Annotated in this window: 19 protein-coding genes; 2 read left to right on the top strand and 17 right to left on the bottom strand. The window is 51.9% G+C overall.

What is annotated here, in order from left to right; genetic code table 11:
- Positions 1-6: 6 nt before the first annotated feature.
- The gene (locus tag BJU60_RS00760) at positions 7-420 is read left to right on the top strand and encodes an SA1362 family protein (protein WP_016510385.1); all 414 of its coding nucleotides are present in this window, start codon (positions 7-9) and stop codon (positions 418-420) included.
- Positions 421-446: 26 nt separating this feature from the next.
- On the opposite strand, the gene hpt is transcribed toward BJU60_RS00760, so the two are convergent.
- Together hpt and mntR are read right to left on the bottom strand one after the other, a co-directional pair.
- Entirely contained in the window at positions 447-974 is a 528-nt protein-coding gene (gene hpt / locus BJU60_RS00755) for a hypoxanthine phosphoribosyltransferase (RefSeq protein WP_070327050.1), read from the bottom strand.
- Positions 975-1,148: 174 nt separating this feature from the next.
- Positions 1,149-1,577, bottom strand: coding sequence for a transcriptional regulator MntR (mntR, locus tag BJU60_RS00750; RefSeq protein ID WP_070327049.1), 429 nt, complete (start codon positions 1,575-1,577; stop codon positions 1,149-1,151).
- 164 nt (positions 1,578-1,741) lie between these two features.
- Between mntR and BJU60_RS00745 the strand changes: the two genes are divergently transcribed.
- Positions 1,742-2,122, top strand: a complete 381-nt coding sequence (locus BJU60_RS00745; RefSeq protein WP_016510373.1) for a rhodanese-like domain-containing protein — start codon at positions 1,742-1,744, stop codon at positions 2,120-2,122.
- A gap of 59 nt (positions 2,123-2,181) precedes the next feature.
- Here BJU60_RS00745 and BJU60_RS00740 read toward each other — a convergent pair whose 3' ends face one another.
- The 15 genes from BJU60_RS00740 to BJU60_RS00670 all read right to left on the bottom strand — a co-directional run bounded on the left by BJU60_RS00740 (position 2,182) and on the right by BJU60_RS00670 (position 12,167).
- Positions 2,182-2,409 (bottom strand): thioredoxin family protein, encoded by a 228-nt coding sequence (locus BJU60_RS00740; RefSeq protein WP_070327048.1) that lies wholly within the window; start codon positions 2,407-2,409, stop codon positions 2,182-2,184.
- 13 nt (positions 2,410-2,422) lie between these two features.
- Positions 2,423-3,367 carry a permease gene (locus BJU60_RS00735; protein ID WP_070327047.1) on the bottom strand — a complete coding sequence of 315 codons (945 nt, stop codon included), beginning with the start codon at positions 3,365-3,367 and terminating at the stop codon, positions 2,423-2,425.
- A complete protein-coding gene (locus BJU60_RS00730) occupies positions 3,360-3,671 on the bottom strand; it encodes an ArsR/SmtB family transcription factor (RefSeq protein WP_236633684.1) in 312 nt (103 codons plus the stop codon). Before BJU60_RS00730 ends, BJU60_RS00735 begins: the two co-directional genes overlap by 8 nt.
- Before the next feature lie 167 nt (positions 3,672-3,838).
- Complete coding sequence (gcvPB, locus tag BJU60_RS00725; RefSeq protein ID WP_070327045.1) at positions 3,839-5,314, bottom strand: aminomethyl-transferring glycine dehydrogenase subunit GcvPB; 1,476 nt, start codon at positions 5,312-5,314, stop codon at positions 3,839-3,841.
- A complete protein-coding gene (gene gcvPA, locus BJU60_RS00720; RefSeq protein WP_070327904.1) occupies positions 5,314-6,651 on the bottom strand; it encodes an aminomethyl-transferring glycine dehydrogenase subunit GcvPA in 1,338 nt (445 codons plus the stop codon). Before gcvPA ends, gcvPB begins: the two co-directional genes overlap by 1 nt.
- Positions 6,652-6,676: 25 nt before the next feature.
- On the bottom strand, positions 6,677-7,750 hold the full coding sequence (gene gcvT / locus BJU60_RS00715; protein WP_070327044.1) for a glycine cleavage system aminomethyltransferase GcvT: 1,074 nt from the start codon (positions 7,748-7,750) through the stop codon (positions 6,677-6,679).
- A gap of 147 nt (positions 7,751-7,897) precedes the next feature.
- Positions 7,898-8,236: a hypothetical protein gene (locus BJU60_RS00710; protein ID WP_070327043.1), complete on the bottom strand. Its 339-nt coding sequence runs from the start codon at positions 8,234-8,236 to the stop codon at positions 7,898-7,900.
- A complete protein-coding gene (locus BJU60_RS00705) occupies positions 8,233-8,718 on the bottom strand; it encodes a shikimate kinase (protein WP_236633366.1) in 486 nt (161 codons plus the stop codon). Before BJU60_RS00705 ends, BJU60_RS00710 begins: the two co-directional genes overlap by 4 nt.
- A complete protein-coding gene (locus BJU60_RS00700; RefSeq protein ID WP_145963149.1) occupies positions 8,711-8,971 on the bottom strand; it encodes a hypothetical protein in 261 nt (86 codons plus the stop codon). The genes BJU60_RS00705 and BJU60_RS00700 overlap by 8 nt, the downstream gene beginning before the upstream one ends.
- A gap of 5 nt (positions 8,972-8,976) precedes the next feature.
- Positions 8,977-9,471: a hypothetical protein gene (locus BJU60_RS00695; protein ID WP_131504703.1), complete on the bottom strand. Its 495-nt coding sequence runs from the start codon at positions 9,469-9,471 to the stop codon at positions 8,977-8,979.
- The gene (locus BJU60_RS00690; protein WP_070327040.1) at positions 9,407-9,643 is read right to left on the bottom strand and encodes a hypothetical protein; all 237 of its coding nucleotides are present in this window, start codon (positions 9,641-9,643) and stop codon (positions 9,407-9,409) included. Before BJU60_RS00690 ends, BJU60_RS00695 begins: the two co-directional genes overlap by 65 nt.
- Positions 9,630-10,067, bottom strand: a complete 438-nt coding sequence (locus BJU60_RS00685) for a prepilin-type N-terminal cleavage/methylation domain-containing protein (RefSeq protein WP_070327039.1) — start codon at positions 10,065-10,067, stop codon at positions 9,630-9,632. The genes BJU60_RS00690 and BJU60_RS00685 overlap by 14 nt, the downstream gene beginning before the upstream one ends.
- Positions 10,064-10,387, bottom strand: a complete 324-nt coding sequence (locus BJU60_RS00680; RefSeq protein ID WP_083273936.1) for a prepilin-type N-terminal cleavage/methylation domain-containing protein — start codon at positions 10,385-10,387, stop codon at positions 10,064-10,066. The genes BJU60_RS00685 and BJU60_RS00680 overlap by 4 nt, the downstream gene beginning before the upstream one ends.
- A 14-nt stretch (positions 10,388-10,401) precedes the next feature.
- A complete protein-coding gene (locus BJU60_RS00675) occupies positions 10,402-11,379 on the bottom strand; it encodes a type II secretion system F family protein (protein WP_070327037.1) in 978 nt (325 codons plus the stop codon).
- Entirely contained in the window at positions 11,349-12,167 is an 819-nt protein-coding gene (locus BJU60_RS00670; protein ID WP_254281611.1) for an ATPase, T2SS/T4P/T4SS family, read from the bottom strand. The genes BJU60_RS00675 and BJU60_RS00670 overlap by 31 nt, the downstream gene beginning before the upstream one ends.
- Positions 12,168-12,177 lie beyond the last annotated feature (10 nt).

Genomic DNA, 12,177 nt, shown 5'->3' with positions numbered 1-12,177 from the left:
AACACCATGATCAGACAAAGAATCGGCTCGACCGCGGCGACCATCGTGTTCATCTTAGGCTTCATCGGAGTCGGACATATGTTAGCGACCGATCCTGGTCGATTGTTCAGACAGCTACTCTTCATCGGTATTTTCGGGTTAATCTTTTACGTGATTTACCGGGTCTTCATGGCTCCTAAAATTTCGGCCGAGGACGTGCGTTACCGGAAGACCGCGCAAGCGTCGAAAAAACGGATGGCGCGACCGGGCAATAGCCCTAAAGTCAAACCGTCCGCAGCGGCCGCTAAGAAAAAGAACACCAAACCAGGCTCGAACGTCACCAAACTGTCGAAGCGCACGAGCGTCCATCGCAGCGACGCCCCTCACCTGACCGTCATCGAAGGGAAAAAAGGCAAGAAGAAAAAGAAAGCGAACATGTAAAAGGAGCGCCTCGAGAGGCGCTCCTTTTAGTCTGTCTCGACAAATCCGATATACGGTAAGTTGCGGTATTGTTCCGCGTAGTCGATGCCGTACCCGATGACGAACTCATCTGGAATCTCGAATCCGACATAATCCGCGTCAAGTTGGACGAGGCGACGAGCCGGTTTATCGAGCAACGTGCAAATTTTCAACTCTCCCGGTTGATGCAGCTTCATATGCTGACACAAAAACTTGAGCGTCTGGCCGGTATCGATGATGTCCTCGATAATGACGACATATTTCCCTTCGACGTCGAGGTCGAGGTCTTTCCGAAGTTGGACGTTCCCGCTCGAGACCGACTTTTTCCCGTAAGACGAAGTCGCGACCGTGTCCAGTTGGACGCTCCCTTTCATCTGTCGCATCAAATCAGCGGCGAACACGAGTGAACCTTTTAACACGGGGACGAGGACGATCGGCGTCCCGGCCGCATCACGTTCGATCTGTTCCGCGAGTTCAGCGACGCGCTGTTTAATCTGTGCTTCATCAAATAACTTCCCTTTGATTTGAATGTTCATTTTTCGGCGATTGTTCGCCGTCACCCCCTCATTTATCTATCCAGCAACCATTCTATCATACAATCACCCTAAAAATAGACTTTAATTCAATAAAACGATGTTAATGTTCGGCTTTCGCTTCGAATGCCTAAAAAAAGACCACCATCCGATTCAACGATCGGATCGCGGTCGATTTCACTCATCCCGTGTCATATTCAGTTCTTGAAACTGTCGAAACTGCTCCATCAGCTCAGGTTTGTCTTCGAAGAATTCGACGAATTGGGTCATGCAGTCGAGCGTGTTCGAGCTCAAATGATGTTCGATGCCTTCAACATCCTCATAGACGTGCGCTTCATCGACCCCGATCAGCCGTAGGAACGACTCGAGCATCGTATGCCGCTCGACGAGCCGCTTGCCGATTTTCTGCCCTTTATTCGTCAACATCAGGCCTCTGTATTTTTCATATACCAAATAACCTTCCCGGTCTAACTTTTGCACCATTTTCGTGACTGAGGAGGGATGCACCCCTAAATGTTCGGCGATATCAGATACACGAGCGTATCCTTTCTCGACCATCAGTAAGTAGATTCGTTCTAAGTAGTCTTCCATACTCGGTGTCGGCATGGGCGTAGCCTCCCCTTATGTTCCGTTCTCCAATCTCCATTTTAGCGTAACCCGTGTAAAACCGAAAGCAGAACGGGCAAATCGTCTAGTCAATCATTGTCTCATGACCTTAAATTCTTTATAATGAATGTTGGTGAAACTTAATAGAGAAAGGGAGAACATCAATGGGAATCGAAACAATCCTCGTCATCATCCTCTGGGCTGCGCTCATCGCATATATCGTCTGGCGCTTCATGCCGGCTCGTGGTTTGAAAAAAATGAAACAAGAAGAATTTCGCGCTTCGCTCCGCAAAGGACAATTGATCGACGTCCGTGAACCGAACGAGTACAAGGGAGGCCACATCATCGGGGCCCGTAATATCCCGGTCGGCCAGATGAAACTTCGAATGAAAGAGCTACGGAAAGATCAACCGATCCTCATGTACTGCCAAGGCAAGTCACGTACGAACCAGGCGGCCAAACTGCTCATGAAAAATGGCTACACCGACATCTATATGCTTGAAGGCGGATTTAAAAACTGGAAAGGGAAAGTCAAAAAAGACTGACCCTCACAAACAAGCGTTGCTCCAACATTCGTTGGGGCAACGCTTGTTTGATTGAACGTTCAAAAGAATTTAGCGATTGATTTCGGTGCTAAAACTTTCCCTACCGATTTGATTTCCTCATTGACGACGAGGCCAGGCGTGCTCATAATTCCATACGACATAATTTGCTCGATGTCCGTCACTTTTTCAACCGTCGCCGTCTTCCCAGTTAATCGTAGCGCTTCTACGACATTTTGCTCCAGCGTTTTGCAATTGCGACACCCGGTCCCTAAAATTTTTATGTTCATGTTCGACTCCTCCTCATAGTATAAAGTTGAATAAGTAACCAATTATCGTGATCCCCAACGTCACAATGACAAAGAAAATGATGACGAGCTCTTTCTTCAACACTCGGCTCAACAGTAGACCTTCAGGTACAGACAAAGCGACGGTCGACATCATGAACGCAAGAGCCGTTCCGATCGCCATTCCTTTCCCTACGAGCACTTCGATGACTGGCAACGTCCCGATCGCATTGGAATAGAGCGGGACTCCGATCAACGTTCCAACGATTGGGCCATACCAGTTATCTCCCCCTGCGACACGCATAATGAACTCGGCCGGGATGAACCCGTGAAACCCTGCCGCGATTGCAATCCCAATCAATAAATAAGGTCCCACTTTTTTCACGGTCTCATAGACGCCATTGAGCGCTGTCACTAAACGATCTGCTTGTGATAACTCAACCGTGACCGCGACTTGTTGACTTTTGATTTGATATACGTAGTCTTGCACATACTTTTCAAGATGTAACTTTTCAATTAGCAGGCCAGCGAACAATGCGACCATCACCCCTGCAAATACATATAAGAACGCGATCTTCCAACCGAACATCGAGATGAGAAGGACGATGGAAATTTCATTCACAATCGGTGACGTGATGAGAAACGTGAACGTCATTCCGAGCGGAATACCCGCTTCCACGAACCCGATGAAAAAGGGGATCGTCGAGCAGGAACAGTATGGTGACAAGACGCCTAGACCAGCGGCACCAATATATCCGCCAATTTTCCGCTTGCCACTCAAATAGTCGCGAACTTTTTCTACAGGGAAATAACTGCGAATATATCCGATCACAAAAATCATAATGCTCATCAGCACGGTTATTTTCACGACGTCCATCACGAAAAATTGTACAGCTTCACCGAAACGGCCACTTAGATCAAGGACGTCGTATGCGATAAAGTCTCCAATCCGATCAAACATGTTCACCCACTTCTTTCTCTGTCAATTGGAAAACGGTGTTCCGTCCCAAGCGTGTCGAGCGAATGACTTCACCACGCTCTAGCAAACGGAGGTGATGTGTCAACGTAGAGTTCGGCACCTCGAGCGCGCTCGACAGTTCACATAAGCACATCGGGGCTATGCCTAACAGGCGGACGATCTTTAACCGAGTTGGATCTGCCAGTCCTTTATGGAAGGCAGCTTGTCGCTCGAGCTCTCCCTCATCAAATTGACAGATACGTAAGGATTCACGAAGTTCTTCGTCTGTTTTCAAAGTCCATTCCATCTTCATCACCTCCTCTTATATAACTAGTTTGCTAGTTATATAGTTTCAAGTCCACACACTTGTTCAACTATTCACATTTAAGACATTTTTTAGTTCATACAATCGTCACAACCCCTCATCTTGGCACAAATCAAAAACCCGCTCGCGAATTGCGAGCGGGTTTTGGCTTAGTTGATTGACGATGGTTGGCGTCGCTCATACTTCAATACCGGCTTACGGGCAGCGAGCGTCTCGTCGAGTCGTTTGACGACCGTCGTGTGCGGCGCCGTCTGAACGATCTCCGGATTCTCTTCTGCCTCTTTGACGATTTGGAGCATCGCGTCACAGAACGCGTCGAGCGTCTCTTTCGATTCCGTCTCGGTCGGCTCGATCATGATGCACTCCTCGACGTTGAGCGGGAAGTAGATCGTCGGCGGATGGTATCCGAAGTCGAGCAATCGTTTGGCGATGTCGAGCGTACGGACACCGAGTGCTTTTTGACGTTTACCCGACAAGACGAATTCGTGCTTGCAGTACGTGTCGTACGGCACATCGAACGCGTCCTTCAAACGGGCGAACATGTAGTTGGCGTTCAACACTGCTTCGCGCGAGACACGCGTCAGCCCTTCGGCGCCCATCGTCTTAATGTAGCTGTAGGCGCGTACGTTGATGCCGAAGTTTCCATAGAACGGTTTGATGCGTCCGATCGACTGTGGGCGATCGTAATCGAGCGTAAAACCTGAATCCGCTCTTTTTACGATCGGTGTCGGCAAGTACGGGATCAAGTCGCGCTTGACGCCGACCGGTCCCGAGCCCGGGCCGCCGCCGCCGTGCGGTCCTGTGAACGTCTTGTGCAAGTTCAAGTGGACGACGTCAAAGCCCATATCACCAGGACGGGCGATCCCTAGAATCGCGTTCGAGTTGGCCCCGTCGTAGTACAGTTTACCGCCTGCCTCATGGACGACTTTGGCAATTTCAAGGATGTCCGCCTCGAACAAACCGAGCGTATTCGGGTTCGTGAGCATGAGTGCTGCCGTGTCGTCCCCAACTTTCGCCTTTAAGTCAGCGAGGTCGACAAGTCCCCGCTCATCCGATTTGACCGTGACCGTCTCGAATCCGGCGACGACGGCCGAGGCCGGGTTTGTCCCGTGCGCCGAGTCCGGGACGAGTACTTTCGTCCGATTCATATCGCCGTTATGCTGGTGGAACGCTTTGATCAACATGAGTCCGGTCCATTCCCCGTGGGCACCGGCTGCCGGTTGGAGCGTCACTTCGTCCATCCCTGTGATTTCAGCGAGCTGGTCTTGAAGGTCGACCATCATCTCGAGCGCCCCTTGCACCGATTCGATCGGTTGGAGCGGGTGGATGTGGGCGAACCCAGGCAGACGTGCCATATCTTCGTTCACTTTCGGGTTGTATTTCATCGTACATGATCCGAGCGGATAGAAGCCGGAATCGACACCGTGGTTCCGCGTCGACAGCGACGTATAGTGACGAACGACATCTAGTTCCGACACTTCCGGCAGTTCGGCCGCCTCTTGACGAATCATCGACGCCGGTAACAGCGCCTCGATATCAACTTCGGGCACGGTCGGTGTCGGCAAGTTATAACCGGTCCGTCCGGCACGTGACACTTCAAAAATGAGCGTTTGTTCGTGTTGCATCAGTTCGTCCCCCCAACCACTTCAATAAATCCGTCAATCTCTTCTTTCGTGCGCAGTTCGGTCGCACATAGCAACATCTGTGTTTGACGATCAGCATCATACGTTCCGAGCGGCAATCCACCGATGATCCCATTGTCAAGCAAGCGGCGTGACACGGTTTCGGCATCGATACCGAAATCGACGACGAACTCGTTGAACATCGGTCCTTCGTCGATGATCGGGTAACCGGCCGACTTCAGTGCCTCTTTCATATAGTGGGCCGTTTGAATGTTGCGGACGGCCATGTCACGAATCCCATATTTCCCGAGCGCGGACATCGTGATCGAGGCGGCGAGCGCATTGAGCGCCTGGTTCGAGCAGATGTTCGATGTCGCTTTATCGCGGCGGATATGCTGTTCCCGTGCCTGTAGCGTCAAGACGAAGCCGCGTTTCCCGTCCTCGTCAACCGTTTGACCGACGAGACGACCCGGCAGTTTACGCATGAGCGCCTTTTTGACGGCGAAGTAGCCACACGATGGACCACCGAAACTTTGCGGGATCCCGAACGGTTGGGCATCGCCGACCGTGATATCGGCCCCGAGCGCACCAGGAGACTCTAAAATACCGAGTGCGAGCGGGTTGCTCGATACGACAAAGAGCGCACCGGCATCATGGGCCGCTTTCGCGAGCGTCGCCAAGTCCTCGACGCGACCGTAGAAGTTCGGGTACTGAACGACGAGACACGAGGCGTCCGTCAAATCGACGTCCGTCAAATCCGTCACGCCGGCCGCAACATGCGTATATTCAACTGAAAGTCCCGGTCCATCCGCGTATGTGCGGATGACGTCTTTCGCTTCCGGGTGAACAGCACCGGAGACGATGACACGTTTCTTCTTCGTATGAGCGCTCGCGAGGTAAGTCGCTTCCGCGAGTGCGGTAATGCCGTCATACATCGACGAGTTGGCGACGTCCATCCCCGTCAGTTCACAAATCATCGTCTGGAACTCGAACATCGCTTGCAGTTCACCTTGTGAAATTTCAGGTTGATACGGCGTATACGCCGTGTAAAACTCAGAACGGAGCAACATGTGGTTCATGACGCTTGGCGACAAGTGATCGTACATGCCGGCTCCTAGAAAACTCGGATGTGATTTCGTGTGAAGGTTCTTCTCGGCAAGCTTCGTCATGTGGCGGACGAGATCGACTTCTGGGAGCGGAGCGCCGATGGCAGATAACGATGCCGTCTCCCGGAGCGTGGCCGGGATATCTTCAAGCAAATCTTCGATCGATTCGACACCGATCGTCTGGAGCATATCGCGTTCGTCTTGCTCGGTCATCGGTAAATAACGAAATTCCATTCTGTTCATTCTGAATCCCCCTGTATCATTTACGTTTATAGAACGGTGTCGGCACACGTTCGGCTTCTATTTGTTTGCCCCGAACTTCGACGATGAAGTTTGATTGTTCGACAAACCGGCGATCAATCCGGGCCCAAGCGATCGATTCGTTAACGGTCGGCGGCATCGTTCCCGTCGTGACGACGCCGATCGTCTCGCCGTCAAACAAGACGGGCGCACCTTGTCGGGCAATCCCGCGGCCGAGCAGCTTCAAGCCGATCAGACGGCGCGGAATATCTTCTTTTTGTTTGACGAGGGCATCTTTCCCGACGAAGTCGGTATCGAGCTTGACCGCAAAGTTCAAGTTGGCCTCGAACGGCGTCACCGTCTCGTCTAACTCATGCCCGTACAGCGGCAGACAAGCTTCAAAACGGAGCGTGTCACGTGAACCGAGCCCGCACGGCGTCACTTGTTCTGCTTCGAGCGCAGTCCAAATCTTCGCGACATCTTCGGCCCGGGCGTATACTTCGAACCCATCCTCACCTGTATAGCCACTCCGCGAGACGATTGCTGGCACACCGGCAACGTCGCCGCTCAAAAACCGGAAGAACTTGATCTCATGTAGCGGTAAGTCCGTGATTCGTCCGAGTACTGTTTCTGCAATCGGACCTTGGATCGCGATTTGACCGTACGCATCCGATTCATCGGTCACAGTGACGTCCCCTGATACGTATCGACGGACGTGGGCCACGTCTTTTTCAATATTCGAGGCGTTGACGACGAGCCAATACGCGTCTTCATCGAGCCGATAGACGAGCAGGTCGTCGACGACCCCGCCGTCAGGTAAACAAAACAAGTTGTATTGCGCTTGCCCGATATTCAGCTTCGAGACGTCATTTGTCACAAGACGTTGGACGTTTTCGAACGCGTCCGGACCTTCAATCCGAATTTCCCCCATGTGCGATACATCGAACATGCCAACCCGCTCCCGAACCGCTTGATGCTCTTCTTTGATTGACGAGAACATGATGGGCATCTCAAACCCCGCAAAATCCACCATCTTCGCCTTCGTAGAAATAAGGTCGTACAAAGGCGTACGTTTCAACGTTAACTTCTCCATAATATCCCCCAATCCCGAACGTAAGTAATGCATTTGATGAAATATTTCGTTTTCTATTCCACTCTATCAATTTTTTGACGCGCTGCCTAGCAAAAATGGGCAAAAATAAAGAGGATTGAAAACGAAAACGTTTTCATCCTCATTATTTCATATTTCAGTCTCAGTGGAAACGCCTGAACGATCGATTCCAGCGGTCCGCTTAATTTCCTTCGTAAGGCCGACCGTTGCCTGTTTCAGTTCGAGCGATTCGTCTTTCACTTTAACCGAATAAGCCTTCATTTGCTTCACCGATGCGTTGACCGTGTCGATGTGCTGTTTGATTTCACCGACCAAGCCTTGAATCACATTCATTCGAATCGTAAACCGTTCCGTCAACCGTTTCACACGGCGCAGATCGGTCTTCATTTTGTTCCGATACAATAAAAATCCGTATCCACCTAGCCCGACGAGTGCGAGCACGATAATACCAAGATTAATCCAAATCATCTGTCTTCCTCCTTCAACCGATCTAGTTCACAAGCAATCGCTTCCGAGCTCAATGAGGCGTCGATTGTCACATCGGCGTAAGCGTAAAGCGGACGCCTGCGCTCGTATAGAGCCTCGACGCTCCTTTTACCAAGTTGCACGAGCGGACGGTCCGAGTCTTTAATGCGCCCCCAACAAAGTTCGAACGGCAACTCAAGGGCAACGATGCGCCCATGCCGCCGCATCCATTCGATATTTTCTGAGCGCTCGACGATTCCGCCACCTGTCACGATATAGTCCGCATGAACGTTTCGAAGCATCGCCGTCTCTTCGGCCCGAAACGCGCTCTCACCGTGTCGGGCGAAATAAGCAGGTAAACCCATCCCAAGATGCCGTTCGAGCGCTTCATCCAAATCGATGACATGATTCGATTTTTCAAGATATCGTTTTAAGCTTGATTTACCTGTACCCATAAACCCGATGATGTAAAACGGTCTAGTCATCGAAATAAATCACCTCTTTATGCTTTTCTCCCGTCTTCAACCGGATCTCGACCTCCGTCGTACCTGGCCCGAGCGGTCGGCAGAAAATCGTACCGGTCGGTTTGACGATGATCTCTGCTTCTGTCTGGCACGAATGTTTGGCGACCATGAGATGGGATTCGAAGCGAATCGCCAAAATTTCGAGCGTCAGACGTTCCGTGCTTCGTTCGATATCAGTATACCAAAACAAAGCTGCAGCTAATAGCCACGTCAAGAGGACTAACGTAGAGATGACGAAGAACCCGAGCGCATGCACATCACGGACTTCTCCCGCGGGCCGATCGAGTCGGTCCACTGAATCCGGTAGCCGTTTCCTAACGGTTCGACGCGATAACCATCGATTCCTCTTATAAATAACAAGTTCCCTCCTTCTTCGCCTACCATGACTAAGTTCCGATTGATCTGCTTGAGCGTCCACGTCCACGTCGTCTCATCGGGTCGAACGTACGTACCGACGAGTCTACCTTCTTGCACCTGACAGTCACGACTGTCGAACAGTTTGCGGACGATGAGTTGTGGTGTCGTGTTCACTTGACCGCGCGGTTGTTCGTAAAACGCCTCCCCGAGCGCTAAAAAGTGGACGAGCAGCCCGATGAACAAGGGGAGCAACAATAATGTGAACGTCATCTCGAGCAACGTGAAGCCACCCTCAGAGTGTCGGCAGACATATGTCTTGTTCACAAATTTCGACTTCACCGCTTGGATCGGCCGCATCGAGCAACACCTCCCCTTGAAGCCGTTCATAAGTCCGAACCGTCGCCTCGAGACGCTCCACCCGCTCCGTACCGGCCGTAACGAACGGCGCAATCACACCGACCCATCCGAGCAGGAGGGCTAGACTTAAACAAACTTCCCAAAACGTGACGCCTTGCTCATCCTCCCCCACTACGGATCACCTCCGGCTCATACGTGCCCATCCTGAACTTCAACGTGACCGCGACTTGGCCCGTGTAAAATTTCCACTGCCCGGCATACGTCGCCGCCGACTTTGAAAAGACGATTTCGTTCGTTGCCGGCAGGCTCATCTCGACACCGTCGGGAACGACGCCTGAAGTGATCGACGTCGTCCCGCACGTGATGTGATACCGCCGTTCTTTCATGTACCATCTCAAGCGCGGGACACATTTTTCATTGGCGGCCACATACGGATACTGGCCGACCTCGGCGATGTCTTGGACGAGCGCCTCCGTGAAGTCGATGAGCGCGAGCCGGTCCATCGAACGGACGGTAGGCGTCGCCACTAAAAGGAGTAGCGACAGGACGACGAGTACCCAAGCCATCTCGACGAGCGTATAGCCGTCTTGTCTCATTTCAGCGCCAACGCACCTGTGCTCGGCGTGTACGTGTACGTCATCGACTGACAGCTATATTCGAGCGGGTTCTCGGTCGAAGCACGTTTGATGACGGCGAGTGATTCTGGATACGCCTTATGTTCCGCATAGTATAAATTGATTTCAGATTCGACAATCCGTACGCTCCCTTCACAGCTGACGCTATCCGCCCGTGACTTCCCGTCCGACATAGACGGGACGAGTAGCAGCAACAAGACCGAGATGATCAGTAACACTGCCGCCATTTCAACGAGTGTGAATCCTTGCTCTGCCTGACAGTCTGATTTGAGTTTTGCCACGATAATTCTCCTCCTCATAGTTGGGCCATAATTAGTTTGACCGGCAAATAAATCGTATAGAACATCATCGTCACCATGACGGTCAAGAAGCCGTACAAAAGCGGCTCCGTCTTGGCGATTAGTTGCTTCCAATACAGTTCCATCTCTTCAAAGATCAAGTCTCGATGTAACGCCATAATCAATCCGAGGTCTCCACTCACCGTCCCGACCCCGAACAAGCTGACGACTTCATGATCGAGCAGACGTTCCTCTCGGGCCGCCGCCTCCAACTCGATCCCACCAGACATCCGGTCATGGATGCGCCGGGCGATTTGCGCCACTTCCCCGTCCCCGTGAGAGAGACGCTCGATGACGTGACGAACCGAAATTTGCCCTTCACTCAGTAAGGACAGTTCGCTGACAAACAAATACGTGATATACAGTCGTCTTCCCCGCTCGACGAATCGGATCGGGACGGACCGGCCTCGCTTCACGACCCAATAGCCCCAGCCACCTGTCAAAACGAGCGCGACGAACAAGCCCGGGAAAAAACTTCGTGACAAGAGGATAGCGCTGATTCCGTCTAAATCGTCGACCTGCACCATCGAGAGCAATTTCGGAAAGATGTACAGCGCATAAATGGCACCAAGCCCTAAAAGCATCGTCAAGATGACGAGCGGATACCTCGCCAGTTGTTTTAACTCTTGCTGCAGGCCTCGACGCATCATCGATAAGGCAAGCACTTGTTCTAGACCTTCAATGAAATGATGTCCCCGTTCCGCCGTGACGAGCATGTCTCGCATGCGGGCATCCGTGACGAGTTCTGAGAACACGTCGGCGAGTGCCAGACCACTCTCGAGCTTTTGCCGCATCGCACGAATCAGTTGTTTTTGCTTCCCCCGCTCATGCAACTCGAGCGTCTCGAACGTCTTTTTCAACCCGACCCCTCGTGCTTGCAGTCGCAGGAAGCGCCGGATCGTGTTCAGCTCCCTACTGGAACGGACATCGACCATGAGCAAGTCACCTCCTCTCTCCGCTGCAACACACACCAATGGCGCGGCACCTCTACTTTGCCGATCAACTGTTCGAGACGGCGTTCACCGTCTTCGATACTCGCCGTATGAAACGTCGCGATCGTCAAATGTCCGCTCAGTGCCGCATCATGCGCGACACGCAGTTCTTCACTCGTCCGCACCTCCCCGACAACGATGATATCCGGGTCGGCTCGCAACGTTTCTTTCAACAAACGTCTATGATCCAGTCCTGCCAATACATTCACCTCGAGCTGGATCACACCCGTCAATTGCTGTTCGGGAGGGTTTTCGATCGTCACGATCCGGTGGTTCTTCAAACTTTCAAGAAAAGCATAGAGGACTGTCGTTTTTCCGGCCCCCGTCGCGCCACCGATTAAAAACAAGCCGTGCCGCAGCTCAGCCATGCCTTGAAAACGCAACACATCCACTTCAGATAACAACTCTCGAAGTTGGAACGAGACGTTCGGCAGACGCCATGACATGAGCACATCAGTAAATGACGGCAAAAACGTGACCCGGATCATTTCTTCGTTTCGATCATATATCCCGGATTGCGGAACCCGATGATCCGTTTCAGCGAGCGAACACCAATATTTCATATGTAATGTGAGCCGTTCGTAGTCTGGACGTGGTATCGTCTCAAGCTTTGTGATCGACGTCCCGTGACGCGCCTGTACGATAACGGCGTCTTTGCCTGGCATGAAATGGACATCGCTCGCCTCGAGCCGTCGCGCCGCTTTAATCAATCGATCAATCACCAGTTTCATTGTCCCCACC

Source organism: Exiguobacterium aurantiacum, assembly GCF_001766415.1.
GTDB classification, from domain to species: domain Bacteria; phylum Bacillota; class Bacilli; order Exiguobacteriales; family Exiguobacteriaceae; genus Exiguobacterium; species Exiguobacterium aurantiacum_A.
This window is presented reverse-complemented; position numbering and strand designations above follow the sequence as displayed.